The organism is Oceanobacillus halophilus (assembly GCF_003628505.1).
Lineage (GTDB): Bacteria > Bacillota > Bacilli > Bacillales > Amphibacillaceae > Oceanobacillus > Oceanobacillus halophilus.
On sequence record NZ_RBZP01000005.1, the window covers coordinates 31,533 to 55,823 of the forward strand.

Here is a 24,291-nt window from a genome sequence, read left to right on the forward strand (position 1 = left end):
CTTATAATAAAAAAGGAATATAATTTCTTAGACCATTAAAAAGACTAGCCCCAAAAAAGGAACTAGTCTTAGAAATTCACTATGTAGTACAGCCACAATTGCCGTATTTATATAATAAAAAGTTTTAAACCACCACTTCACAAAGTGGGTGTTCGCAGAAATCTTCCTGCCTTCCGTTCCAGTTGACGGCCCGGCATTAGGATTCCGATGTAAAACTCCCTATTATTCGATTAGAGGTTAAAACTTAATTAAATACGCACAATGTAGCTTGTATTTATATAATACCCTGTTTAGTTCGATATGACAATAGTAAATTCCTACCAATTCATTAAAATAATAACTCAAACACTTCTGTAAGCTGTTCTACTCTTTCATCATTTTGTACATTCTTAGCGTAGTTTAATTCATTTTCTAAGACATTGTCTAAATACGCAATTTCTTCTTCATCTAAATCCTCAACAAACTGTTCCTCACTCTTATACTCTTTCTGCTCCAATTTCCTAAGTATATGCTGACATATCTCGTTTTCACTATAATTAGCCAACGATTCACGCAAATACTTTAACGTTTTATCTATGACGGTTCACCTCTTGTTAACTAAATCTTTGTATTTTTCTTTTTGGCACGTTGTTCAAGCTGAGATTTTGGCTGCTGATCTGCCACATCTTCCGTTAACCCCTGGGGATTAATACTAGTATTCACTCTTTTTTTACTTCGCTTTTTATCTGTCATTTGAACACCTCCAATTATTAGTGTTTCTAAAATTTATTTATGTATGCTTCGTGATTAAAAAAAGAACGGTACCATTACGGCCCGTTCTTTCATTTCTATTCTTTTGCTAACCCTTCGTATTTGTCGCGCAATGTCCTTTTTAGAACTTTTCCACTTGGGTTTTTCGGTAACTCTTTTGTGACCTCCACATATTTTGGAACTTTAAATTTAGACAGATTCGCTTTACAGAATTCCAAAACATCTTCCTTTGTGAAGGTATATCCGTCTTTTGGAACGATGATTGCTGTGATTGCCTCAATCCAATAGGCATCAGGAATTCCAATAACCGCAACTTCTGAGACACCTTCCATCTGGTAAATAGCTTCTTCCACTTCTCTGCTGGAAACATTAACACCACCAGTATTAATCATGTCTTTTTTACGGTCAATTATCGTTATATAGCCATCTTCATCCATAACCCCTAAATCGCCACTATGAAACCATCCATTTCTAAAAGCTTCTGCCGTTTTTTCTGGAGCATGTAAATACCCCTTCATCGCATGTGGTGTACGATGCACAATCTCTCCAATTTCTCCACGAGCAACTTCTACATCATTTTCGTCTACAATTCTTGTCTGACAATTCAGTACAGGCATTCCTGCTGACCCTAGTTTTGTTAATTGGTCCTCAGGCTGCAGAACTGTTACCAAAGGCGCTACTTCTGTCTGTCCATAACAATTCCAAAGTTCTACATTCGGAAGACGTTCACTCAATTCTTTAATTACTTCACGAGGCATAATAGCTGCCCCGTAATATCCTTTTCGTAATGTAGACAAGTCACGTTTATCAAAATCCGGATGACGGAGTAATGAAATCCAAACGGTAGGTGGGCAAAATAAGGATGTTACTTTTTCTTCTTCAATCGTTTTTAAAATGATTTCCGGTGTCGCTGAACTTAACACAATACCACTTGAACCTACATAAATACTTGGACCCAAGAACACGTGAAGCTGGGCACTATGATAAAGTGGTAAGGCATGAATAACGACATCTTTCTTATTAATATTCGCATCAATAATTGTGCTGACATACTCGCTTATGATACTTTTGTGTGTCAGCATCACACCTTTTGGCTTCGACTCTGTTCCACTTGTATAAAGTACATGCGCAAGATCATCATCTGCAATATCTATATCCACAAGTTCCGTAGATTTCCCATCTCGTGCCACGGATAATGGTGTCCAATCTGATAATTCTCCTTTATATGAGGGTAGTGTATCCATTAAATATTTAAATTTAATATCTAATGTACTCGAAGCCTCGTCTAACACTTTGGCATATTCCAGTGAGGCTAGAAATCCAGTTGCTCCAGCATGCTCTAATATATACTGTATATCACTTACACTTAGCATATAATTTACAGGAATCATGACAGCTCCAACACGAGCTAAGGCAAAATTTGCTAGCACAAAATCTCGACTGTTCTTTGAAAGAACCGTAATCATATCCCCTTTTTTTACTCCATCTGCCAAAAAAGCTTGAGCTGTCTGGTTCACTAAATTATCTAATTCTCGAAATGTTAATCTTTCACCATTGTAAGCAATTGCATCTTTATCAGGATATCGATCTGTTGTCCTGCTTAATAAATCACCTAAAGTATTTCTTCGCGCGCGTTCCAGCGTTTTACTTAATTCCAATTCCTCATTAGATTTCACACTCATTTTACCACTCCTATAAAGAAAAATTGCTGTTAATCCGGTTGAATATTCTTTCTATTATTTTAATTCAGAACATAGTTTTTAGCAAATTTCTAAATAACAGCTTTTTTATAGTGTATCGCATCTTGTATACTGTGGATTACTTTAATTCAGAATAGTGTACTTTCGTTTACGCTTATGAATGCTTTGTGCTACCATTCGCTCCGGCAGAATACTTCGGTTTCCACAGGCACGGCCTCAGCCTCCCTCGCAACAAACCGTAACTGCGCCTGCATTTGCTAGTAACGCTTCGAAGTAGGCTTTCTCGGCGCAAGGTTCAAAGAAGCTTAATCAAGTGGTGCCCTTACTGCGGAGGCTTCGGACACGTGCTCTTCCCGCAGTGCGACAACACGAGGAGGCTCACCAGCCGCCCACGGAAAGCGTAGTGTATTTCCGTAGCGGATATAAAGCACTATTCTTAATTAACTAAATCCACAATTTCTATCAACACGACATCGTAATATAGCAATCCCACTTACGAAATGAACTAATTTTGTTCCTTCTTTTATAGATTCTGAACTATATATGATGGTTGTTGCTTTTTACCGATGTGGATATTACCCTGTTAATGTCAGCTACTCAATCAATTACGATTGCCTAATGAGTGATTTTCGGAATCTTAATATTTTCTCTTTTTAGGGAAACATGAAATGTATGATTCTGATCAACCGCTGCATAAAATACTTCTTCCATATCCTCAATTCCTGCACTATTCAACTGTTCTTTCACCCAATTTTCGTCTAAATTAAAATCTTCAAGCACTTCTTCATATATCTTTCCTTCAATAATTACCGGTAACGTGAATTCTGGCTGTTTATTAAAGATATTTATATCTTCTAAAACAACATTGGATTTACTTGCCGTTTTTAATACAGATAATTTCCCATTGGCTTCTATGATTCCTAACTTTACTGCACGCAGATCAAAAACATCCTTTTCTCTTAACATCATTAATAAATTGTCAATAGAGTAATTAATATCTTTTAAATTCTCGGTTATAAATTTCCCATCTTTAATAACAACGGTAGGTTCAAATGTAGCAAGCTTTCCAAACTTCCTATTGCTGATTTTCCCTTTTACCACGATTTTCTGTAATATAGCTATTAAAATAATTGCTATCGCTGTATGTATATGTTCTATTTTTGGGTCCGCAATATCAGCCCCTACGACCGAACCAAGAGACAACAATATCAAGAAATCAAATATTGGAAGTTCCCCGATAGATCGTTTTCCCATAAATAATGTAGCCAATAACATTAATGGCAATATCGTGAAAACTCTTCCAAATAAAATTAAAAACTCTTTTAGAAAATCCAACCAGACACCTCCGATTCACAACTGATGTGTTCACTATTAAATTGTGTTTAAGTTAAAAAAACTATGCAGGTGTCGCTATACAATTTAATTCTTTGAATATGATTATGATAGGATATAAAAAAGGGGAGATTTTAAATGCAGAATGAATATTTTGTTGGTTGGGGAACCTTAGCATTGATAAATGCTGGCTTGGCACAAGGGAAAAATCGAACCGGACTTAATTGGTTTTTACTTTCACTCGTACTAGGACCTGTTGCAACCTTTATCCTGTTATTTGTAGAAAAACGTTAAAAAGCACACAAAGCTTGTGTGCTAATTCTTTTATTTTATATATAATTTTTTTCTTTGGCGTTTTCTTTTTACTTTCGGAGGGACGTAGCCTCGCTCATAAATTCTTCCTTTTGCCATCTGCAAGTCTTCCAAAATAGTATCAACAGAATCTGTTTCATAATGCTCCATAGTCTTCATCATAACTTGCGCTGCAACTCGCGCATCCTCCAGGGCATGATGATGCTCCAAATTAAAGCCGTGAAACTCTGCTAACGTGTTTAACTTGTGATTCTCTAAATCCGGCCAAATTTTTTGGGAGAGTTTTACGGTACATAGATAATCCAACTCTGGATAAGGTAACTGGAAATAGTCCAACGTATTTCGTATGACACTCATATCAAAGCTGGCATTATGCGCTATAACCAGATTATTTGTTAGAAATTCATCTAATCTGGGCCACAACTCACTAAAGGTTGGCGCATCCAGAACATCCTGTTCATCTATTCCATGAATGTACGTATTAAACGAGCTAAAAGCCATCATTGGATTAATTAAACTGTAAAACTCATCTAGGATTTCTTTCTCATTGGCAATTACTACCCCAATCGCACACGGACTAAATCGTTTTTCATTGGCTGTCTCAAAATCAATTGATACAAAATTCATCGTATTCTCCGCCTTCTCTTTCTTCTATTAGGCATTAACTTTCATAATATCCCAGTTTGTAATAATGCCAGCTAATTTTTCAGTAGTTTTACCATGACTTGTTATAAGCAATGCTTCTAAGCGTATGCCTTTTCCAAGTTGTTCTTTAAAAACCTCTACTGCTTCATAAACAGAACTATCACCGGAAATGAATTTATAATTTCCATCTTTCTCATACTTGAGAACATCTTCCAGGAAGCTTTCCATCATCTTGTTTGAATCGTTAACATGATGAGCTAACCAATTGGTAATTCCTTTTTGTGTTATTAACCCTTGAAATTCATTTCCACGATAGATAGGAAACTTCGTAAATTGTTTTTCTCGTATAACATTCAATAAAGATTCCATGGTATCATCCTGCTGAAACGTATATACTTTTCGAGAAAAAACATTAATAACCCTTCTTGGCTGGGTTAATTCTTTTTCTATTTTCATGATACTTTCCACGATAGAGTCGTGTGGTTCAGCAATAGCGAAGGTGGCATCTGTTTTATTATGGATAATCGCATTTCTTAACTCAGCAAACTCTAAAAGGTCATCACTATATTGTTTTACAATAGCATTCGAATTGCGTAAGATTTTTACTGCTTTAGAAAAACCAACTTCTTTTTTATGAATCAATAAAGACTTTAATTCTTTCTCAATTCTATTAAAAGTTGCCAGGAAAACTTCTGAATTCTTATTCATGATATTACTCCTAAACTAGATTTTCAATATAAAGAAGAAGAACTAGATTGCACGAAACATATGTTTACCATTTACGACTTTTCTTTCTATTTTCCCTAGAGATTCTAAATAAATCAACCTTGTAACAGTTGCCATAAATGCACTTAAATTGATAATAACATTGAGTGTATTATATATTTCATGACTGATTTGGCTTGCAGTCTTATATTCCTGCTTAATTGCACCTATCACTTGTTCAAGTCGGAATTGATGTCTTTCCTGAATTTCTTCTACACGTGTCTGCAAGTCAACAATCGATTCACCATGTCCAGGTAGTGCAATACTTGGTTTGTATTGTTTAATTTTCTCCAAGGAATCAAAGTACTCTTTCAGCGGATTCGTTTCCTCCCCATTCCAGAGCCCAATTACCGGTGAAAAATCTTTCAATATATGATCTCCTACAATCATTATATTCTTCTTTTTATTATAAAAACAATACTGATCATATGCATGGCCAGGCGTCCAAATCGTTTGATATATATCTTCACCAATCAGAATATCTTGTTGACTATCAAATAGTTCATCTGGCATAAACTCATAGATAGATGTATCATCCTTATAGTTTTTCGGCAGTGCAGGTCCATCGTACTTTGTAATCAATTGGTTGAATTGTTTTAACGGCATATTTCGCCTTTTTTCCATTTCACTTAGACCAAATTTAGATACGATGATAGGAACTCCTATTGTTTCCTTAAACCAGCGCGCAAGACCAATATGATCCTCATGTGTATGAGTTAACACCACTTTTTCAACCATAATTCCTGAATCGATGACACGCTGCCAAATATCGATTGCATTTTGATGATTAGTACCTGTATCTATAACAGTATATCCATTTTCTCCTTTAATTAGATAACTGTTTACATCCCCCATCCCCTGTGGAAATTTCACAACTAATTTATATATATTATCCGTTATTTTAGAAAGCATGTAAGGTCCCCTCTTGTTCTAATTAAAAGACTGTCTTCTGAAAAATTGTTGCATTGTTGCTTTATAAAATGACTTTACTTTACATTTTATATAGACTGTTGATCACTTTAATTAAGAATACTGCTATATATCCGCTACTTGATTTTAAGTAAACAAATTTATTTTATATGAGGAAGAGCTATCCCAAACGTGACATTACGGACTTCAGCTATAAAAATATCTAGACCATCTAACATAGCGGAGGCAGAATACGTAGACTCCTGCGGGAAAAGCACGAGTCTGAAGACCCCGCAGCGGCGCTTTTTCCGCGAGGAGGCTGAAGCCGTGCCCGCGGAAAGCGTAGTATTCTGTCGGAGCGAATGATAGCACAAAACTTTCATTAATGTAAGCGAGAGCTATACTACTCTTAATTAAATATATCAACAGTTTCTATCAACTCTAAAACTTCAAAAAGCAACAACCTATAGCGAAAAGAGCCATTTAAAAACATATTTTAAATTTATTTATTTTTATTACCATTGGACTGAACGCTTGGTGTGCCAGAATACTACAGTTCGTAAAATCCATTTCTTGTTATATAATACATATTTTAACGGTAGTTATAATAATTGCAAGATATGTGTTTCGTTTATATTTTTTACAGTTTGGATATTGACAATTATTTCTAAGAGGTGTATAGTAAATTCATAATTTAATAGTTCGAAATTTTCTTATCCAGAGAGGTGGAGGGACTGGCCCTTGGAAGCCTCGGCAGCGGACTTTTAATAGTACTGTGCCAATTCCAGCAGCTAAAAAGCTAAAAGATAAGAAGAGTTGCTAGTCAATGTCTGTCTAACCCTCTTCTTATTTAAGAAGAGGGTTTTTTAGTATTTAAGATATTATACAAAGGGAGAGGTTTTTCAAATGACAAAAACTTTAGTTAAAGCACCATTTAGAGCTGACCATGTTGGGAGTTTATTAAGACCAGAAAGAATTCATCAAGCCAGAAAAGATTTTCAAAATGGAAAGATTAACGCTGAAGAATTACACAACATTGAGACAGAAGAAATTAAACGTGTTGTTGACAAACAAATTGAAGTTGGGCTGAAGGCAGTGACAGATGGAGAATTTCGTCGCAGATTCTGGCACACAGATTTCTTAGAGCATTTAAACGGTGTAGAGGGTTATGTTCCAGAACAAGGTTTTGCCTTTAAGGGTGAGGAAACAGAACGCTATGATGTCCGTGTTACTGGAAAGATTTCCTTCAATCTAGATCATCCACATATAAGAGATTTTATCGAGTTTAAAGAAATTGTTGGTGATCGTGCTATTGCAAAACAAACAATCCCAAGCCCAAACCAATTATTTAACGCAGGGATTCGCAATTTAGAAATCTATCCAGATGTAGAAGAATATGCAAATGATGTTATCCAAGTTTACCGTGATGCAATTAAAGCATTTTATGATGCAGGATGCCGTTACTTGCAATTAGATGATGTCTATATCGCTGGTCTGAATGCACCAGAAATTCCATTTAACGATAGCGGCTATTCCCGTGAGAAATTAATTGACTTGGCATTACGTGTTGCTAATGGTGTTTTAGAAGATAAGCCAGAAGATTTGATTGTAACCACTCACCTATGCCGAGGAAATTATCGTTCGAAATGGGCATTTGAGGGAAGCTACGCAAAAATTGCTCCAACGCTATTTGCTAAAGAAAAAGTAAACGGCTTTTTCTTGGAATATGATGACGATCGTTCCGGTGATTTTCAACCATTGGATTCCATCCCTACTGGTGGTCCACAAGTCGTTTTAGGATTATTCACTTCGAAACATGGAGAATTAGAAGATAAAGATACCATAAAAGCACGTGTAGAAGAAGCAACCCAATATGTGCCATTAGAACAATTATGTATTAGCCCACAATGTGGATTCGCTTCTACCCATCATGGGAATATTTTAACGGAAGAACAACAGTGGGAAAAATTAAAATACATTGTAGATATCTCAAAAGAAATTTGGGGATAAAAAAATAGCGAGCAGCCAGAAACATGGCTGCTCGTGTTTTTACGATTCAAAATGAAACTCCTTCCACCAATCGGTATACTCATTGATTGCGTCCGAATTAAGCTCATAACCAATACCAGGTTTATCTGGTACTTTTATCACGCCATGCTGCGCGACGACTTCCGGCACGATAATATCCTTCTCCCAATAATGAGATGACCCTGCGGTATCGCCTGGCAATACGAACTGTGGCAAGGTAGTCAGAGCTATGTTGTGCGCTCGTCCAACCCCTGCTTCTAGCATGCCACCACACCAGACTTTTATATCGTGCTTCCGGCAATAATCATGGATACGTAACGCCTCTGTTAAGCCACCAACACGGCCAATTTTCACATTCATAATCTTGCAGCTTCCTAGTTCATATGCCTTCCTTACATCCTCTAAAGAATGAATACTTTCATCCAGACAGATTGGTGTTTGTATTTGTGACTGTAACTTGGCGTGGTCAACAATATCATCATGCGCAAGTGGCTGTTCAATCATCATAAGTTCTAGATCATCTAGTTTTTTTAGGTGATCAATATCCTCTAAAGTATAGGCAGAATTGGCATCTGCCATAATCAGTGTACTTGGAAAGTGAGCACGTACTTCTCGGAGTACTTCCATATCCGCTCCTGGTTTAATTTTTAATTTGATTCGCTTATACCCTTCATTAAGGCTTTTATCAATCGTATGAAGTAAATCATTCATTGTAGGTTGGATGCCGATACTAATTCCAACATCAATTTCTTTTTTCTCTCCACCTAGCGCTTCAGCTAGAGTGATATTATTTCTTTTCGCATAAAGATCCCAAATTGCCCCTTCTACTGCTGCTTTTGCCATATTGTTTCGTTTTATTGGACTGAATAATTTAGAAACATCATCTGGATGGCTGATTTCATTTTTTTGAAGAATAGGTACTAGAAAATCCTCTATCATATGCTGACTAGTCTTCACGGTTTCTTCTGTATACCATGGAGACGAAAAAGCCACTGATTCTCCATACCCGCAGTTACCGTCTGAATCATATGCCTCAATAATAAATATTTCTTTTTCTTGTGTTGTTCCGAAACTTGTGGTGAAGGGATTCTTCAAGCTCATATGTAATTTTCTTAGAATGATATTTTTTAAAGGTATAGTCAACGTAATGGCCTCCTGAATTTTTCTGCTTGGTTTTATTATAGAAAAAATAGAGGAAGGAAGCGAATGGTTGGTGTTTCTTGTTGATTTATTTCATACTTGTCGATCAAACCTCTCTCAATGCATCAGAAAAAGTTTTCTCTGACCATTTTCCTCTCATTCCCATCACACAAAACCAAAGGAATCCCCATTACACTTTTCGCTAAATATGTTACTATTTAATATAGCAGTAAAATATTTTAATAGTTTAGGAGTGTCGATATGGTTAAAAAAATGAACGTAGAAAGCTTTAACCTTGATCATACAAAAGTACAAGCACCTTATATTCGCTTAGCTGGTGTTACAGAAGGTGCAAACGGTGATGTTATTCATAAATATGACTTGCGTTTCAAACAGCCAAATAAGGAACATATGGAAATGCCAGGATTGCATTCATTGGAGCATTTAATGGCTGAGTTAATTAGAAACCACCATAATACGATCGTTGACTTAAGTCCAATGGGTTGCCAAACTGGTTTTTATTTAACGGTTCTTAACGATGATAACTATGATAAAATCTTAGACACTGTAGAAAAAACATTAGAAGACGTACTAAAGGCGGAAGAAGTTCCTGCGTGTAACGAAGTACAATGTGGTTGGGCAGCAAGTCACAGCCTTGAAGGTGCAAAAGAAATAGCACACGAAATGCTTGAGAAGCGAAATGAATGGAAAGAAGTATTTGGCGAAGAACAATAATTAAACATTAAGAAGACGAACAATAACACAAGAGTATTGTTCGTCTTATTCTTTTATAACTGTTTCTCTTCTGATCCATTGAGCGAGTAACTTGCCGTAAGCTCTGCATTTAAGGAATGAGATACAGAGCAATACTTATCTTTGGATAAATTAATAGCTCTTACTACTTTGTCCTCTGACAATTCCCCGTCCAAGGAATAATGAATATGAATGGTAGTAAATCGTTTTGGGTGATCATCTGCACGTTGGCCTTGGACATCCATTTGGAATGCAGTGGGCTCCATACGCATCTTTTTTAAAATGGAAATGATATCAATTCCTGTACACCCAGCTACTGCATTAAGTAACAATTCGGTTGGTCTTGCACCGGAATTTTCTCCGCCAATTTCCTCAGCTGCATCCATTTTAAGTTCATGACCGGATGGAGTCATTCCAGAAAAGGCCATCTTTTCATTCCATTTGACTGTAAGTTCCATGGCTATCATCCTTTCATCGAGTAAATCCACTGTATGTTCGAATCCATTAATCGCCATTAGTTTACCCTAAATACAATCACCATACCTATTTAGTTCCTTACCTGCCCATTTCCTTTAATGAAAAACTTGCTGGAAGTTAATGCAGGTAATCCCATTGGTCCTCTTGCATGAAGTTTTTGCGTACTTATTCCTATTTCCGCTCCATAACCAAATTCAAATCCATCCGTAAATCTTGTTGATGCATTATGGTAAACCGCTGCTGCATCTACACCTTGTTGAAACATAGTCGCATGCGAATCATTTTCCGTAATGATTGCTTCTGAATGTCTTGTTCCATATTTATTGATATGTTTAATAGCCTTTTTAACGTCGTCCACTAATTTAACACTAACAGTTAGACCAAGATATTCTGTATACCAATCCTCTTCGGTTGCAGCTTTTGCTCCAGGGAAAGCTTCATCTACTATTTCATCAGCAAAAATTTCTACGTTATTATCCTTAAGCTGCTCCAAAAGTACTACACCATGCTTTTCAAACCAAACTCGATGGATTAAAAGAGATTCGATGGCATTACATACTGATGGACGCTGCAATTTAGCATTTAACACAATTTCTTCCGCCATTTTAGGATTAGCAGATTCATCGATATAAATATGGCAATTTCCTGCACCAGTCTCAATGACAGGAACTGTAGATTCTCTCACAACAGTATCGATTAAATTTTTCCCGCCACGCGGAATAAGAACATCAAGAAATTCATTTAGACGAAACAATTCTTTTGCAGTTTCTCTACTTGTATCTTCTACTAATTGAACCGCATCAACTGGGATAGAACTTTTTCCCAATGCTTGGTGAATGGATTTGACAAGTGCGGTATTGGAAAATTTTGCCGAAGAGCTTCCTCGTAGTATCACTGTATTCCCTGTTTTTAAAGTGAGGGCTGCTGCATCAATTGTTACATTTGGCCTTGCTTCGTAAATCATTCCTACCACACCAATGGGAACCCTTCTTTTTTCAATAAATAATCCATTTTCTTTTTCAATCGTTTCCAATATTTCACCAATAGGATCATTTAACTCCGTTACTTGCCTAATTCCTTCAGCCATCCCTTTAATTCTGCTTTCATCCAAAAAAATTCGATCTAATACAGCTTCTGATAGACCTTTTTCTCTTCCACTCTCAATATCCTTTTGATTTTCCACTATGATAGATGCACTATCATCTACAATTTGTTCTGCAATCAGTCGTAATGCCTGATTTTTCTCTTCCTCCGTTAGTGCTGTCATTTGATAACTGGCATCCTGCGCTTTTTTTCCTTTTACCTGTACTTCATTCATGTTAAATCTCCTCCCCAATTTTGTTTATATGTTCTACCCAGTGGTCGCGATGGATAACTTCCAATGCTGGTGATGAAAATTCTGCACCCTGGTTCTTACGCAATTCAATTCGTTGTTTTAAGTCGCCCGATGAACATTTAACCTGACCTTTTCCGAGAAATCGGTTGGCACTTACGACTTCTACAACATCCCCTTTTTCAAAAATTCCTTTGACTTTAAAAACACCTGCTGAAAGTAAACTTTTGCCATTGTAAAGAATTGCTTCTTCTGCCCCTTGATCTACAAAGATTTTCCCTGAAGACTCTGAATGTAAAGCAATCCATTGTTTTCTAGTATTAATCCAGTTTAAATCTTGGTTCGCAATATATGTACCATTGCCATTTCCATCGATAACTTCCAGCAATTTATTCTTACCTGCGCCTTTCCCAATAAAAACAGGAACTCCCAAAGAAAGTGCCGTTTTTGCAGCCAGAAGTTTGGATTTCATTCCACCAGTTCCGACTTTGGAGCCTTTATCATCTACAGCTTTAAACATATCCTCTGAGATGTTCTCTAAATAATCAAACCTTTTGGCATCTGGATTGGTGCGAGGATTTCCATTATAAATTCCATTGATATCTGTTAGAATAATTAAACGATCAGCATGAACAAATCCACTAACTAAAGCAGAAAGCATATCGTTATCCCCAAACGTTAACTCATCAACAGACACGGTGTCATTCTCATTAATTATTGGTAAAATACCTCTGTCCAATAGTTCGCTTAACGTGGCAAAAGCATTTCGATATCGTTCCCGATTGGAAAAGTCCGACCGTGTTAAGAGAATTAATGCAGCTGATAAATTATAGGCTTGAAATTTTTCCATATATGTTTGAATTAGAAGGCTTTGCCCAACTGCTGCAGCTGCTTGTTTTCCTTTGATTGTTACCGGTCTGGAGGAATATCCAAGTTTTTTAAACCCAGCAGCGACGGCACCAGAAGATACTAAAAGGACCTCGTGTTTTCTTTTCCGCAATTCAACTATCGCTTTTACATGGTCCATCAATTTCTCTTGGTCAATTTCTCCTTTTTCATTTGTCAAAGAACTGCTTCCAATCTTCACAACGATACGTTCCTTCGCCATTTCATCATCATGCTCCTGTTATGATATTTTATATATAAAAAAGCCCAATCATCCCTAATAAAAAGGACGAAAGAGCTTTTAGCTTCCGCGGTACCACCATTTTTGGATGTTCAAACACATCCCACTTTTCTTCAAATAACGCTGAAGAAACGCCTGTGATTTGGCACAGGACTGATAAAGGTAGGTTCTGTGACTTGTATGTGATGGAACCTCTCAGCTCGTTAAGTTCCACTCTCTGACACTACAAATTTCACATACTAGTCCTTCGTTCACGTTCAAAGTATTATTAAAATTATTATGGATAGAAAAAAGGTAAATGTCAATAGGAAAATAAAATTATTAGAAGATTAAATTTTTGTATTCATCCCCCACTCTTCGTATAATATGACAAAAGGGGAGAAAATACGAATGTGTCTAATTAATTTCCATTATCATGATCATGCAAAATATAAACTCATTGTAGCAGCAAATCGAGATGAGTTTTACAAACGACCAACAGCACCAGCAGCCTATTGGGAGGATGAACCAACTATCCTTGCAGGGCGTGATTTATTGCAAATGGGTACTTGGTTAGGTGTAACGAAGAAAGGGCGTTTTGCTGCATTAACGAACTATCGGGATCCAAAGTTAGCCGAGACAGGGAACATATCGCGCGGAGAAATCGTTAAGAGTTATCTTGCCAGTAATGAAACCCCAGAAGAATTTTTATCTCAATTACAAAAAAATAAAACAGCGTATGCTGGTTTTAATATTCTTTTAGGAAATCACGAGGAATTATTTCATTATAATAATGTACTAGATGAAGTTAATAAAGTTTTACCTGGTACACACGGATTAAGCAACCATACCCTCAATACGCCTTGGCCAAAAGTTGTCAAAGGGAAAAAAATGCTGCATGAATATATAAACAACAATCAAAAGATAGACCCTGATGAATTATTTAAAATTACTTCCGATTCAGAACGTGCATCTGATGATATATTGCCTAACACAGGAGTTGGCATTGACATGGAGAGAATGCTCTCCCCGTTATTTATCAAGTCACCAGAATATGGAACGAGATCCTCTACCGTTTTACTAATCGATAATAACTATAATGTTAGATTTCATGAGCGCACATACCAAAATGGTGAATTTCAAAGAGAAAAACAATATACGTTTTCTATTAGTTAAGTTACTTTTTACTCTACAATCCATAACGCTGACATATTTTTCACTTCTTCGGTTAAATTACCGTTAGGAGGTGGAATTATGGCAAAAGATAATAATGAAAAATCCAATGAGAAAATCAACGTGAAATTAGGGGGCATGGGGCTTTATGGTACAACGTCCAATGCTGAAGTTGCCGGCTATAAAGCAACTGGAGATATCGAAAACGCTGGGCAAGCAGATAAACTTCAACGAGTGGAAGAAGAGGATATTTCTGCAACAGCCTCTGTGAAAGAGGAAGGAAAAAAAGGTTATTAATATTTTGAACATAGGATGCAAGGAGCTGAGTTTTTCAGCTCCTTATTATTTCATTGCATTTATACATATTTTCTAAACTTTAGAGAAATCTAAGAAAAAATACTGTTATTTTAGAAATGTAATACCATTTTTTGGTAAGATAGAAACTGATTTATTTTTTAGGAGGAATAGTATAGATGGATAATGTTCGTATTAGTCGTGTCGCTTTAATTGGAACAGGCTTTGTCGGTTCAAGCTACGCATTTGCATTAATGAATCAAGGTATTGCACATGAACTTATTATGATTGACTTAAATGAGGATAAAGCAAAAGGGGACGTGATTGATTTAAATCACGGGAAAGCATTTGCTCCAAGCCCTATGAATATTCGATTTGGTACATATGAAGATTGTGAAAATGTTGACTTAGTAGTTATTTGTGCTGGCGCGAATCAAAAGCCTGGGGAAACAAGACTTGACCTAGTAGAAAAAAACCTAAAGATATTTAAGAGCATTGTTGACCAGGTGATGGAAAGCGGATTTGATGGTATCTTCCTAGTTGCAACTAATCCTGTCGACATTTTAAGTTATGCGACGTGGAAATATAGTAAATTACCTAAAGAACGTGTGATAGGTTCTGGTACTATTCTGGATACAGCTCGTTTTCGTTATTCTCTTGGTGAGTATTTCAAGATTGCTCCAACAAATGTCCATGCATATATCATCGGTGAACACGGGGACAGTGAATTGCCTGTATATAGTTCTGCAAGTCTTGGTACCACTCATATTAATAAAATCATCAGCCAGGATAATGAATACAATAAAGAAGATCTAGATGAGATCTTTGTTAATGTTCGTGATGCTGCCTATAAAATCATTCAAAGCAAGGGTGCAACCTATTACGGTATTGCCATGGGACTTGTCCGGATTACGAAAGCTATCTTGACTAATGAAAATTCAATACTGACTGTTTCTGCACACCTTGATGGTCAATACAATGAAAATGATGTTTATATTGGAGTACCTGCAGTCATAAATCGTGGCGGAATCCGTAATATTGTTGAACTTGAATTAGATAGTGATGAACAAGAAAAATTTAGTCATAGTGCTAATGTGTTAAAAAACATTCTCGCACCACACTTTGAAGAAGTGAAAAAGTCCCTTGATGATTAAAGAAAAACGAGCTCTTGTTAGTCAAGTGCTCGTTTTTATGACCTGTTTCTATCTAAAAACTTTTTAATTCCATAGATGATTAATCCTATAATAGCATAAATTAAAAATAGGACAATGAATCCCCACAAACCTGCAACTGCATCGGCAAATTCCATATTACCTCGATTTGTAATGGCCTGTTGTAATTCAATTGCAAAAACTAACACAACCATTCCGGTAAAAGTATAAATAAAGGAAAGGATAGTGATACTCCATTTTAGCTTTTCTATTAGTTTGAAAAAGAAATAGACTACTAAAAATGTCATCATGCCTATAATCCCAATAATCCAGAAATGAAGTTCCTTATCTGTCATATGAAATCCAAGCAAATCTACTATAATATCGTGTATTTCATTTACAATTTCAGCTAAAATAATAACTATTTCTTTCATAAACCTTCCCAACTTTCATTTTTGTTAATAAAATGTTTTTTCAGACGTATCATTGTTTATAATCTAAGTCGAGGTTAATAGAAAATATGACATAAGAAACTGGTGCATAACCTACGCTACGTGATACCTATCACTACTTGTGTAAACCTTACTCTATATCTAAGGATATGTTGGAAGAATTCATACATTGATAACCTCTATTAAACTATAAAACGAACACTTGCTAAATCACATGAGTTAGCATGATGATAATTAAATGCAAGTTTAATATAAAGGATCTTTCTAAAAGATTCTTACCTTTTGTATTATGACTTTGTTTCATATTTTGTTAGAGTACGAACATCTTTAATTCAGAATACTACTCTGTTCCCGTTACGGAAATACACTTCGCTTTCCGCGGGGAGGCTGAGGCCGTGCCCGCGAACCGCAAGTATTCTGCCGGAGCGAATGGTAGCACAAATCAATCATAAGTGTGAGCGAGACCTACACTACTCTTAATTAAATTTATCAACAGTTTCTATCTACTACTACATTAAAAAAGCCACAAAATATACGAAAAGCGCCAATATAAAAAAAGCAAGGATAAGCTATATTAGCCTTCCTCGCTTGTCGTTGTTTATGAATGGGACATGTAGGGATCGAACCTACGACCCGCTGATTAAGAGTCAGCTGCTCTACCGACTGAGCTAATGTCCCGTATGTTCTTGCGACTTTTCTATGTTATCATAGATAAAGATATTACGCAAGACTTTTTCTATAGTCCTATTTAATCTCTTCTAAGGAATCTTTTAGTTTTAATAGTTCTTCTTTCGTTAAAGTAACGCCCTTGCCCATTTTCATCTTATCCGGAGCCCAGTCTCTAAGATCATATTTTGGATCCCTTCCATTCCAGCTAATTAAATTTAGTTCCTTCGTCCAGCCTTTTGGTGATTCTGATAGTACTGCAATCGTTTGGATAATATCGTATTTTAATTCTGCCATAATAACTACTCCCAACATACTTAAGATAAAATTATTATAACAAACATATTTGGAGAAAAAAATTTTTAATGCGTTTATTCGATTTAAAAGAGATACTTTGGTCCATTCCGTAACTTTCCTAACAAATAAAAATAGCGAATAGTCACTACACCATTCGCTATTTTACTCTTTAAAATTGCTCATACGCTCATATGATATTACCTTTTCCCTTGGAATATGTTTCTTTGGTTTAGGTTGCTCTTTAGGATACCCCAAACCTATGACAGCAACTATGTGATTTTCTTTTGGAATATCTAATAAATCTCTTACGTGACTTTCACGCTTTACCGATTCTTCCGGATCTTCAGAATGATAGACTGCTCCGAAAGCTGATCCAAGACCAAGCTCAACCGCTTCTAACCAAATGTAACCACATGCTATGGACGCGTCCTGTAACCAGTATTTACTAACAGATGGATTACCAGTAACTGCCACAGCAGCAGGAGCTTCTTTCAACCATTTCATATATGGTGTCGTTTCAGCGAGTTTGTCAAGGGTCTGACGTTCTTGCACAACTATTAGCTGCTTAGATGGAAGATTATTTCCTGACGGTGCAAAATAACCAGCATCTGCAATTTTATCCAACGTGTCTGACGGTATATTCATGTCAGCATATCTTGTAATTTCTCTTCTTTTTTTTATTGCTTCCATAACATCCATAACAAATCCCTCCTATAAGTTAGTATATCATTAATTCATACTAAAACAGTAGGAAAACCTCTAGTTATCATCTATATGAAAAAATTTAAACCCTAGATCCTGGTTTGGCCGTGAATTCTGCTTAAATAGCCTTTCCTTGCTTCGTTTTAAGCGCTCCCTACCTATTTCACTTATTGATTGAAAACCTTCGTGATATGCTGCTGACTGTGAATCGATTTTTTCAGGAAGTTGTACGAGAATAAATTGATGATTTGTCCCAAACTCATTATTAAGACGCCAAACAGCTTCCCCTGTTGTTCCAGAACCAGAGAAAAAATCCAACACAATTGCCTGATTATCATTATATAAAAGTGATTGAATTAATCCTCTTATTAGTCTTTCTGGTTTAGAATAGTCAAATATCTTTTTACCAAATATATCTGTAATTTCCTTATCTGCATCTTCATATGTTGGAAAGCCATACCCTGCTATTGAAAATAGATTTCTCATTTTCTTAACCTTTCCGCCTCTCTTCACATGGTTTGGTCGAAAAGGAACCTTGCTGATAACTATCTCTTCCCTATTCTTAACAATTTCATAAACTTTTTCCTGAGAGTAACGCCACTCTCCCTTTAATCGAAAGGTATTTTTATTTCGTCCATTTTCAATAACAACATCGTCTAATAACTCCGTAATAATTTTACCAGCAGACATGTCTTGAGCATTTACAATAGTATCTGGAATTCGAAATGTCACAGCATTCTCTGGGAAAGTTAATGTTCGTAAGGTATTTCCTGCATTATTAAATGGATATTTCTTTCCTTCTTCTGTTTTCTCAATAGAAAGCGCATGTGATTTCTCATTATTCTTTGAAAAAACAAGAATATATTCCGTAACACAGCCAACATTTCTATCTAGAAAGGAAGGTTTTTTCTTTTTCTCCCAAATTAGAGTGGTGACAAAATTTTCTTCTCCAAATATTTCATCACACACCTTCTTTAAATTATATAGCTCTTTATCATTAATACTTATAAAAATCATTCCGTCTTCTGTGAGTAATCTACGAGCGAGCATCAGCCTAGGGTACATAAAGCTTAGCCAATTGCTATGAAATCTTCCTGTTAATTGACTGGAAGAAGCGCTCGTTTTATAACTACTAATCGGTTCTCTAAAATTATCATTAAAAATGAAGCCCATCCCTGTATTATAAGGGGGGTCGATGTAAATCATCTTGACTTTTTCTTGATAGGATTGCTGCAGTATTTTTAATGCATCTAAGTTATCCCCTTCAATATAAATATTATTGGTTCGATCCCAGTCTATACTTTTTTCGATACGAGGCTGGAGTGTTTTAGAAGTTGGTTCTTGTCCCAAACGGATAGCAGCCTTCTTACCTCTCCAGCTAAATTCGTAGCTTTCTTCATCCTCTTCTATACTCTCTCCCAATAATAGCATAAGCTTATTCTTATCTAATTTTGAATTCGTAAATACCTCAGGGAACATCTCTCTCATCTTACTGATATTCTGTTCGATCATACCCGGGGTTAATCCATTCACTTTTTGCATGATTGGTCTCCTCATCATTTGGTAGATAAATTAACAGTCTACTCTCCTATATAATAAGTTAACATAAATATCAGATAATTTTAAATAATAAAGAAGGAAGCTATCGCAATAACAGCTTCCTTCTTTTAAAAAGTTTTCCTTTTTTAAGCCTGGCTTTGTTTCACATTTTGTATAGACTGTTTATATCTTTAATTCAGAATAGTGTAGCTCTCGCTCGCATTTATGTTTGATATGTGCGATCATTCGCTCCGGCAGAATACTTCGCTTTCCGCGGGCACGGCCTCAGCCTCCTCGGAAGAAAACCACTTCCTGCGGGGTCTTCGGACACGTGCTATTCCCACAGGAGTCTCCGTATTCTGCCTCCGCTAAGATAGATGCATAATATATTTTTGAAATGAAAGTTCTTGAAATCACGTTTAAGACCATTATTATTCTTGAAAATAGCATATTTCTTGTTTATACAAGTAGAGCTGCCACATAGCGAAGGAAATACACGGAGACTCCTGCGGGAAGAAGAGCATCGGTGAGACTACGTAGTGCGACAGCACGAAGGAGGCTCACCAGCTCCCCGCGGAAAGAGGAGTGTATTTCCGTAGCGGTGTTAACGAATCGCCCCATTAGTTATTTATACTGAATTAAATATATCAGGAATTTCTTTCTACTACGACATTTAAATTGCAACAATATATACTCAAAAAATCTTCCTTAAACTTAAAGTTTCACTCCTTTTAAAACTGGTGGTACTCGATGCTTTGTTCCTTGCTCATAGGAATAGGCTATTTCAATTAATCTAGGCTCACTATATGCTGTGCCAGTAAATGTGATTCCTACCGGTTCTCCTTCACACGTATAACCTGCAGGAACTGTAATGGAAGGATAACCAGCTTTTGCTGGAATCATTGCTCCATCATTATCAGGGAAAATTAACGCATCTAGGTTTTCACCTTCTAACACTTCATTAAGCCCTTTCTCGCGAGATAGGTAAGCATCTTTTAACAGACTTGAAAGGTACTCTGGATCAGTTAGATTTCCTGTGGTTTCCTCTGATTGTATAAGTACTTTCTGCCCAAACTTTAATGCTTGTTCTCCAATTTCATTATTTTTCTTAATCACATCAGCTAATGTGCGTACACCTAGAGAGGCATCTACATTTTTCAAATACGCATTAAGGTCATTCTTAAACTCATAGAGCATGACCGTAATATCTTCGTCTAATTCCTGGGAAGGTATTTCAACCCCATCCACTATTTCTGCTCCAAGCTGTTCGACCTCTTCTATTGCTTTTTCAATTACAGTCAGTTTAGATTCCTTTAAACTTTCTAAATAGGGTTTACGGACAATACCTATTCGCTTTCCTTTCAATCCATTTTTCATTAGAAAATGGGTAAAATCTTTGTCTTCCAATGAATTCCTTGAAGTAATCGGATCCTTGGAATCAGAACCTTGTAATACGTTCAACAAAATCACTGCGTCTGCAACAGTTCTAGCCATTGGTCCAGCTGTATCTTGAGTATGTGAAATAGGGATAATTCCACTTCTGCTAACTAAACCAATGGTGGGCTTTATTCCTACTAAGGAATTTTGACTGGATGGACTAAGAATGGAACCTGAAGTTTCTGTACCAACAGCAACAGAAGCAAAATTGGCCGCAATCGCCGCACCCGATCCTGCACTTGAGCCACCAACGATAAAATGGGAACCATATGGATTTAATACTTGCCCTCCACGGGAACTATACCCTGTAGGCATATCTTCCGCCATAAAGTTTGCCCATTCTGTAAGATTGGTTTTTCCTAAAATTATGGCACCAGCCTTACGAAGTTGTTTTACCAGGAATGCATCCTCTTTCGCATAGGATTCAGCCAATACTAGAGAACCTGCACTTGTATGCATTTTATCTCCTGTATCAATATTATCTTTGATAACAACAGGTATCCCATGTAAAGGCCCTCTTTTACCAGTTGTTTTACGCTCATAATCCAATGTTTCTGCAATATGAATTGCTTCAGGATTAATTTCAAGGATAGAATTAATCTTAGGTCCTTTTTGATCAAATTCTTTGATTCTATAAAAATACATCTTAACTAATTCCGTGGAAGTTACTTCACCTATATCTAGCTTTTCCTGTATCTCCTCAATGCTTGTTTCTACTAACCATTCTACTTGTTTATACGGATTTTCCATGTACGTTTTTCCTTCCTACTATATATTAATTTAATTAATTCTATTATGCGTCACTACTTTAGATTGGTAAAGTATAATAGTATAATCTATTTAATTATTGTTGTTTTAATGGACAAGAAAAAGTAGTCCAATTCATGAACAATTAGACTACTGAAAAGTTGGTTGTACAGAATTCTAAACTTGTGTTGACTATCTAATAATCAAGACCTTGCAATGGGCATGATGAACGATATTATTGCTTACACTACCCAAGAAGAACCTGCTCATTGTTCCCAGACCACGACTTCCAACAATAATTAAATCAATTTCATTTTCATCCGCGTATTCACAAATCTTAGAGCCTGGATTTCGCTGATTGTAATTAACAAGCACTTCCGTGTGAACATTCATTCCTTCTTCTTTAAGATCCTTCTCGATACGGTCCATAATTGGACGCATGTTATCAGCCATTTCCATCGTAATACTTTTTGCAATCGTATAGTTTGTTGTAGGACCACTTATTGTAACTACGGTCACAACATGTACTTCAGCATCAGGGGTGATTTTCAATTGTAGCTTAGCTTCTTCTATAGCTTGTTTACTTAGCTCAGACCCATCATAAGCAACGAGAATTTTTGTGGTCATAACAATGACCCCTCCCTTGATCATAAGGCTTGATCTTTCTACCTCTATTTTATCATGGGAGTTTGTATTATTGTCAGAAGTTTGTAAACGTTTACAAAATAGTCATAAATATCCTATTTTCTTTAGATTTGATAGGGAGTTATTCTAAAAAGAAAGCATCCTTTCTAGAAAATAACCTGATTTTCATCGCTAGGTAAACATAGACTGATCCAAGACAGATTGCACATGTGAGAGTTCTTTGGAAGCTTGTCTGATTGCTTCTTCATATAATAATGGATCAGAATTGTACTTTTGAATAGCCTGCGAAATTAGTTCCTCTGTTAAAAAAATATTCGTTTGTACTTCTTTTAACTGCTGTAAATTTCCAAAATGATGTTTGTCCATAGTGTCTCTCCTATTAATAAATACTTATTAATAGGATTATCTAATTTCCATCTTTATATAAGTAGCTTTTACTACTAACAAAAACAGAACATTAGTTCTATTTTACGATTATATTCCTACGGCATTTATGGTAGAATATTTATATCAACTATAAATGTATAGTGGGCGGTTGACCATCTTCCCTTGTGAAGGGAGGTGGTAATTTGACGGCATACGAACACTTGAGTTTAATGTCACAATTCAGTAATACACTGATTGCGGTAATTACAATTACAGTGACTATGGTCGTGTATATAAATAAAAAGAAGTAACCGCCTGCTATGACTAAGGTTGGCGATTACTTCAAAAGTTTCAATCATCATTATCTTGGTCAACCGCTCTTTATGCGGTTTGTAGTTGATTGGGGTTTGGGTAGTTGCAGCTACTCCAATCCCTATTCTAATTATAGTATAAAATCTGTAAATTATACTGTCAATATACAGGGAAATTAGAACTATTTTTACTACATCGTACGTCATTTCACTGCATGTCTATGTCGAAAAAACGCATAAAAATTCTTTACCCTACCTTTACACTCATAAAAAAAGAGTTTATAGTTTATTATTATAACATTTATTTTCCATCTGAAAATAAATAGGGTTTATATAGGGGGACTTCAACATGACAATGAAAAAAACACTAACACTTGCTGGTTCGGATACAAGTGGCGGGGCAGGACAAGCAGCGGATCTTAAAACTTTTCAGGAACATGATACGTATGGAATGACTGCATTAACAAGTATCGTTACAATGGATCCTCAAGGGTGGCACCACAATGTTGCACCAATAGATGTAAACCTTGTTGAAAAACAATTAGATACAGCTTTATCTGTTGGTATTGATGCTGCAAAATCAGGCATGCTGGGTACAGTTGACATCATAGAACTTGGTGCAAAGAAATTCAAAGAAGCAAACTTAGATAAATACGTACTTGATCCTGTAATGGTATGTAAAGGCGAAGATGAAGTATTACAACCAGAAAACACCGATGCTATGCGAGAATTATTGCTACCTCAAGCACTTGTTACTACACCGAACCTTTTTGAAGCATGGCAATTAGCAGGTACAAGTGGTCCAATCAAAGATATTGAAGGCATGAAAGAAGCAGCTGCTATCATCCATGAATTAGGTGCCAAAAACGTTGTAATTAAAGGCGGGAAAGCACTTCAGCATGACAAAGCAATTGATCTCTTCTATGACGGAAAAGAATATATTGTTTTAGAAGGAGATAAGATTAATACAACTTACAATCATGGTGCTGGCTGTACATTTGCTGCTGCGATCACAGCAAACCTAGCACACGGCAAACCCGTGAAAGAAGCTGTTACGAACGCAAAAGCATTTGTTACTGCTGCAATCAAACATGGCTGGAAACTAAATGAATATGTGGGTCCAGTTATGCACGGAGCATATAATAAGTTTAACAAATAAGTAACATATTAATTATACTGGAAAGCAAGTTGTTAGGAAAACTTGCTTTCCTATTTTTTATCCACTCCTGCGAGAAAACACTTATGCGTAGACACGTAATCGT

26 protein-coding genes, 1 tRNA gene, 1 other RNA gene and 1 riboswitch are annotated in these 24,291 nt (G+C 36.2%); of the genes, 8 read left to right on the forward strand and 20 right to left on the reverse strand.

Annotated elements, in window-relative coordinates; all coding sequences use genetic code 11:
* Positions 1-85 precede the first annotated feature (85 nt).
* The 5 genes from ssrS to D8M06_RS08600 form a co-directional block, all read right to left on the reverse strand.
* Positions 86-273, reverse strand: a non-coding RNA gene (gene ssrS, locus D8M06_RS08580) — 6S RNA.
* A 55-nt stretch (positions 274-328) separates the two neighbouring features.
* Complete coding sequence (locus D8M06_RS08585; RefSeq protein WP_121203989.1) at positions 329-577, reverse strand: sporulation protein; 249 nt, start codon at positions 575-577, stop codon at positions 329-331.
* A 20-nt stretch (positions 578-597) separates the two neighbouring features.
* A complete protein-coding gene (gene sspL, locus D8M06_RS08590) occupies positions 598-732 on the reverse strand; it encodes a small, acid-soluble spore protein L (protein ID WP_121203990.1) in 135 nt (44 codons plus the stop codon).
* 95 nt (positions 733-827) lie between these two features.
* The gene (locus tag D8M06_RS08595) at positions 828-2,432 is read right to left on the reverse strand and encodes a fatty acyl-CoA synthetase (protein ID WP_121203991.1); all 1,605 of its coding nucleotides are present in this window, start codon (positions 2,430-2,432) and stop codon (positions 828-830) included.
* A gap of 633 nt (positions 2,433-3,065) precedes the next feature.
* Positions 3,066-3,785, reverse strand: coding sequence for a DUF421 domain-containing protein (locus D8M06_RS08600; RefSeq protein WP_121203992.1), 720 nt, complete (start codon positions 3,783-3,785; stop codon positions 3,066-3,068).
* A 135-nt stretch (positions 3,786-3,920) separates the two neighbouring features.
* Between D8M06_RS08600 and D8M06_RS19975 the strand changes: the two genes are divergently transcribed.
* Entirely contained in the window at positions 3,921-4,076 is a 156-nt protein-coding gene (locus D8M06_RS19975) for a hypothetical protein (RefSeq protein ID WP_170150264.1), read from the forward strand.
* Positions 4,077-4,106: 30 nt separating this feature from the next.
* Here the strand turns inward: D8M06_RS19975 and D8M06_RS08605 are convergent, their stop codons facing one another.
* Genes D8M06_RS08605 through D8M06_RS08615 form a run of 3 tightly spaced genes read right to left on the reverse strand, consistent with a single transcriptional unit; the run spans position 4,107 to position 6,416 of the window.
* Positions 4,107-4,721, reverse strand: coding sequence for a 3'-5' exonuclease (locus tag D8M06_RS08605; RefSeq protein WP_121203993.1), 615 nt, complete (start codon positions 4,719-4,721; stop codon positions 4,107-4,109).
* Positions 4,722-4,748: 27 nt separating this feature from the next.
* Positions 4,749-5,447 carry a CBS domain-containing protein gene (locus tag D8M06_RS08610; RefSeq protein ID WP_121203994.1) on the reverse strand — a complete coding sequence of 233 codons (699 nt, stop codon included), beginning with the start codon at positions 5,445-5,447 and terminating at the stop codon, positions 4,749-4,751.
* A gap of 42 nt (positions 5,448-5,489) precedes the next feature.
* Positions 5,490-6,416 carry an MBL fold metallo-hydrolase gene (locus D8M06_RS08615; protein ID WP_121203995.1) on the reverse strand — a complete coding sequence of 309 codons (927 nt, stop codon included), beginning with the start codon at positions 6,414-6,416 and terminating at the stop codon, positions 5,490-5,492.
* Between the two features lie 707 nt (positions 6,417-7,123).
* A riboswitch (SAM riboswitch) is annotated at positions 7,124-7,226 on the forward strand.
* Between the two features lie 93 nt (positions 7,227-7,319).
* Between D8M06_RS08615 and D8M06_RS08620 the strand changes: the two genes are divergently transcribed.
* Positions 7,320-8,423 (forward strand): 5-methyltetrahydropteroyltriglutamate--homocysteine S-methyltransferase, encoded by a 1,104-nt coding sequence (locus D8M06_RS08620; protein ID WP_121203996.1) that lies wholly within the window; start codon positions 7,320-7,322, stop codon positions 8,421-8,423.
* A gap of 39 nt (positions 8,424-8,462) precedes the next feature.
* On the opposite strand, the gene menC is transcribed toward D8M06_RS08620, so the two are convergent.
* Positions 8,463-9,578: an o-succinylbenzoate synthase gene (menC, locus tag D8M06_RS08625; protein ID WP_121204140.1), complete on the reverse strand. Its 1,116-nt coding sequence runs from the start codon at positions 9,576-9,578 to the stop codon at positions 8,463-8,465.
* A gap of 264 nt (positions 9,579-9,842) precedes the next feature.
* On the opposite strand from menC, the gene D8M06_RS08630 reads away from it, so the two are divergent.
* Positions 9,843-10,316 (forward strand): S-ribosylhomocysteine lyase, encoded by a 474-nt coding sequence (locus D8M06_RS08630; protein WP_121203997.1) that lies wholly within the window; start codon positions 9,843-9,845, stop codon positions 10,314-10,316.
* A 53-nt stretch (positions 10,317-10,369) separates the two neighbouring features.
* Here the strand turns inward: D8M06_RS08630 and D8M06_RS08635 are convergent, their stop codons facing one another.
* The 3 genes from D8M06_RS08635 to proB form a co-directional block, all read right to left on the reverse strand.
* Positions 10,370-10,792: an OsmC family protein gene (locus tag D8M06_RS08635; RefSeq protein ID WP_121204141.1), complete on the reverse strand. Its 423-nt coding sequence runs from the start codon at positions 10,790-10,792 to the stop codon at positions 10,370-10,372.
* Positions 10,793-10,881: 89 nt separating this feature from the next.
* Positions 10,882-12,129 carry a glutamate-5-semialdehyde dehydrogenase gene (locus D8M06_RS08640; RefSeq protein WP_121203998.1) on the reverse strand — a complete coding sequence of 416 codons (1,248 nt, stop codon included), beginning with the start codon at positions 12,127-12,129 and terminating at the stop codon, positions 10,882-10,884.
* Position 12,130: 1 nt separating this feature from the next.
* Complete coding sequence (proB, locus tag D8M06_RS08645; protein ID WP_121203999.1) at positions 12,131-13,252, reverse strand: glutamate 5-kinase; 1,122 nt, start codon at positions 13,250-13,252, stop codon at positions 12,131-12,133.
* A gap of 408 nt (positions 13,253-13,660) precedes the next feature.
* Between proB and D8M06_RS08650 the strand changes: the two genes are divergently transcribed.
* From D8M06_RS08650 to D8M06_RS08660, 3 genes are all read left to right on the forward strand, one after another.
* Entirely contained in the window at positions 13,661-14,425 is a 765-nt protein-coding gene (locus D8M06_RS08650; protein ID WP_121204000.1) for an NRDE family protein, read from the forward strand.
* 78 nt (positions 14,426-14,503) lie between these two features.
* Positions 14,504-14,719, forward strand: coding sequence for a hypothetical protein (locus tag D8M06_RS08655; protein ID WP_121204001.1), 216 nt, complete (start codon positions 14,504-14,506; stop codon positions 14,717-14,719).
* A 176-nt stretch (positions 14,720-14,895) separates the two neighbouring features.
* A complete protein-coding gene (locus D8M06_RS08660) occupies positions 14,896-15,870 on the forward strand; it encodes an L-lactate dehydrogenase (protein ID WP_121204002.1) in 975 nt (324 codons plus the stop codon).
* Between the two features lie 35 nt (positions 15,871-15,905).
* Here D8M06_RS08660 and D8M06_RS08665 read toward each other — a convergent pair whose 3' ends face one another.
* The 8 genes from D8M06_RS08665 to D8M06_RS08700 all read right to left on the reverse strand — a co-directional run bounded on the left by D8M06_RS08665 (position 15,906) and on the right by D8M06_RS08700 (position 22,718).
* Positions 15,906-16,301: a hypothetical protein gene (locus D8M06_RS08665; protein WP_121204003.1), complete on the reverse strand. Its 396-nt coding sequence runs from the start codon at positions 16,299-16,301 to the stop codon at positions 15,906-15,908.
* 623 nt (positions 16,302-16,924) lie between these two features.
* Positions 16,925-16,997 (reverse strand) — tRNA-Lys (locus tag D8M06_RS08670).
* Between the two features lie 66 nt (positions 16,998-17,063).
* A complete protein-coding gene (locus D8M06_RS08675) occupies positions 17,064-17,282 on the reverse strand; it encodes a YdbC family protein (protein WP_121204004.1) in 219 nt (72 codons plus the stop codon).
* Positions 17,283-17,444: 162 nt separating this feature from the next.
* Positions 17,445-17,981, reverse strand: a complete 537-nt coding sequence (locus D8M06_RS08680; protein ID WP_121204005.1) for a nitroreductase family protein — start codon at positions 17,979-17,981, stop codon at positions 17,445-17,447.
* A 60-nt stretch (positions 17,982-18,041) separates the two neighbouring features.
* Positions 18,042-19,526 (reverse strand): site-specific DNA-methyltransferase, encoded by a 1,485-nt coding sequence (locus tag D8M06_RS08685; RefSeq protein ID WP_158591765.1) that lies wholly within the window; start codon positions 19,524-19,526, stop codon positions 18,042-18,044.
* Between the two features lie 711 nt (positions 19,527-20,237).
* Complete coding sequence (locus D8M06_RS08690; protein ID WP_121204007.1) at positions 20,238-21,710, reverse strand: amidase; 1,473 nt, start codon at positions 21,708-21,710, stop codon at positions 20,238-20,240.
* Positions 21,711-21,899: 189 nt separating this feature from the next.
* Positions 21,900-22,334 (reverse strand): universal stress protein, encoded by a 435-nt coding sequence (locus D8M06_RS08695; RefSeq protein ID WP_121204008.1) that lies wholly within the window; start codon positions 22,332-22,334, stop codon positions 21,900-21,902.
* Positions 22,335-22,523: 189 nt separating this feature from the next.
* Positions 22,524-22,718: a hypothetical protein gene (locus D8M06_RS08700; protein WP_121204009.1), complete on the reverse strand. Its 195-nt coding sequence runs from the start codon at positions 22,716-22,718 to the stop codon at positions 22,524-22,526.
* A 185-nt stretch (positions 22,719-22,903) separates the two neighbouring features.
* Here D8M06_RS08700 and D8M06_RS20450 point away from each other — a divergent pair, with 185 nt between their 5' ends.
* Both D8M06_RS20450 and pdxK read left to right on the forward strand, forming a co-directional pair.
* Positions 22,904-23,029, forward strand: coding sequence for a putative holin-like toxin (locus D8M06_RS20450; RefSeq protein ID WP_421904212.1), 126 nt, complete (start codon positions 22,904-22,906; stop codon positions 23,027-23,029).
* A 349-nt stretch (positions 23,030-23,378) separates the two neighbouring features.
* Entirely contained in the window at positions 23,379-24,188 is an 810-nt protein-coding gene (gene pdxK, locus D8M06_RS08705; RefSeq protein ID WP_121204010.1) for a pyridoxine/pyridoxal/pyridoxamine kinase, read from the forward strand.
* Positions 24,189-24,291: the final 103 nt, after the last annotated feature.

What these genes read in the sequence shown, in the direction of transcription:
- sspL (WP_121203990.1), bottom strand. Translation starts at nt 732, where the DNA reads ATGACAGATAAAAAGCGAAGTAAAAAAAGAGTGAATACTAGTATTAAT.
- D8M06_RS08595 (WP_121203991.1), bottom strand. Translation starts at nt 2,432, where the DNA reads ATGAGTGTGAAATCTAATGAGGAATTGGAATTAAGTAAAACGCTGGAA.
- D8M06_RS19975 (WP_170150264.1), top strand. Translation starts at nt 3,921, where the DNA reads ATGCAGAATGAATATTTTGTTGGTTGGGGAACCTTAGCATTGATAAAT.
- D8M06_RS08605 (WP_121203993.1), bottom strand. Translation starts at nt 4,721, where the DNA reads ATGAATTTTGTATCAATTGATTTTGAGACAGCCAATGAAAAACGATTT.
- D8M06_RS08610 (WP_121203994.1), bottom strand. Translation starts at nt 5,447, where the DNA reads ATGAATAAGAATTCAGAAGTTTTCCTGGCAACTTTTAATAGAATTGAG.
- D8M06_RS08615 (WP_121203995.1), bottom strand. Translation starts at nt 6,416, where the DNA reads ATGCTTTCTAAAATAACGGATAATATATATAAATTAGTTGTGAAATTT.
- D8M06_RS08620 (WP_121203996.1), top strand. Translation starts at nt 7,320, where the DNA reads ATGACAAAAACTTTAGTTAAAGCACCATTTAGAGCTGACCATGTTGGG.
- D8M06_RS08630 (WP_121203997.1), top strand. Translation starts at nt 9,843, where the DNA reads ATGGTTAAAAAAATGAACGTAGAAAGCTTTAACCTTGATCATACAAAA.
- D8M06_RS08635 (WP_121204141.1), bottom strand. Translation starts at nt 10,792, where the DNA reads ATGGAACTTACAGTCAAATGGAATGAAAAGATGGCCTTTTCTGGAATG.
- D8M06_RS08640 (WP_121203998.1), bottom strand. Translation starts at nt 12,129, where the DNA reads ATGAATGAAGTACAGGTAAAAGGAAAAAAAGCGCAGGATGCCAGTTAT.
- proB (WP_121203999.1), bottom strand. Translation starts at nt 13,252, where the DNA reads ATGGCGAAGGAACGTATCGTTGTGAAGATTGGAAGCAGTTCTTTGACA.
- D8M06_RS08650 (WP_121204000.1), top strand. Translation starts at nt 13,661, where the DNA reads ATGTGTCTAATTAATTTCCATTATCATGATCATGCAAAATATAAACTC.
- D8M06_RS08655 (WP_121204001.1), top strand. Translation starts at nt 14,504, where the DNA reads ATGGCAAAAGATAATAATGAAAAATCCAATGAGAAAATCAACGTGAAA.
- D8M06_RS08660 (WP_121204002.1), top strand. Translation starts at nt 14,896, where the DNA reads ATGGATAATGTTCGTATTAGTCGTGTCGCTTTAATTGGAACAGGCTTT.
- D8M06_RS08665 (WP_121204003.1), bottom strand. Translation starts at nt 16,301, where the DNA reads ATGAAAGAAATAGTTATTATTTTAGCTGAAATTGTAAATGAAATACAC.
- D8M06_RS08675 (WP_121204004.1), bottom strand. Translation starts at nt 17,282, where the DNA reads ATGGCAGAATTAAAATACGATATTATCCAAACGATTGCAGTACTATCA.
- D8M06_RS08680 (WP_121204005.1), bottom strand. Translation starts at nt 17,981, where the DNA reads ATGGATGTTATGGAAGCAATAAAAAAAAGAAGAGAAATTACAAGATAT.
- D8M06_RS08685 (WP_158591765.1), bottom strand. Translation starts at nt 19,526, where the DNA reads ATGCAAAAAGTGAATGGATTAACCCCGGGTATGATCGAACAGAATATC.
- D8M06_RS08690 (WP_121204007.1), bottom strand. Translation starts at nt 21,710, where the DNA reads ATGGAAAATCCGTATAAACAAGTAGAATGGTTAGTAGAAACAAGCATT.
- D8M06_RS08695 (WP_121204008.1), bottom strand. Translation starts at nt 22,334, where the DNA reads ATGACCACAAAAATTCTCGTTGCTTATGATGGGTCTGAGCTAAGTAAA.
- D8M06_RS08700 (WP_121204009.1), bottom strand. Translation starts at nt 22,718, where the DNA reads ATGGACAAACATCATTTTGGAAATTTACAGCAGTTAAAAGAAGTACAA.
- pdxK (WP_121204010.1), top strand. Translation starts at nt 23,379, where the DNA reads ATGACAATGAAAAAAACACTAACACTTGCTGGTTCGGATACAAGTGGC.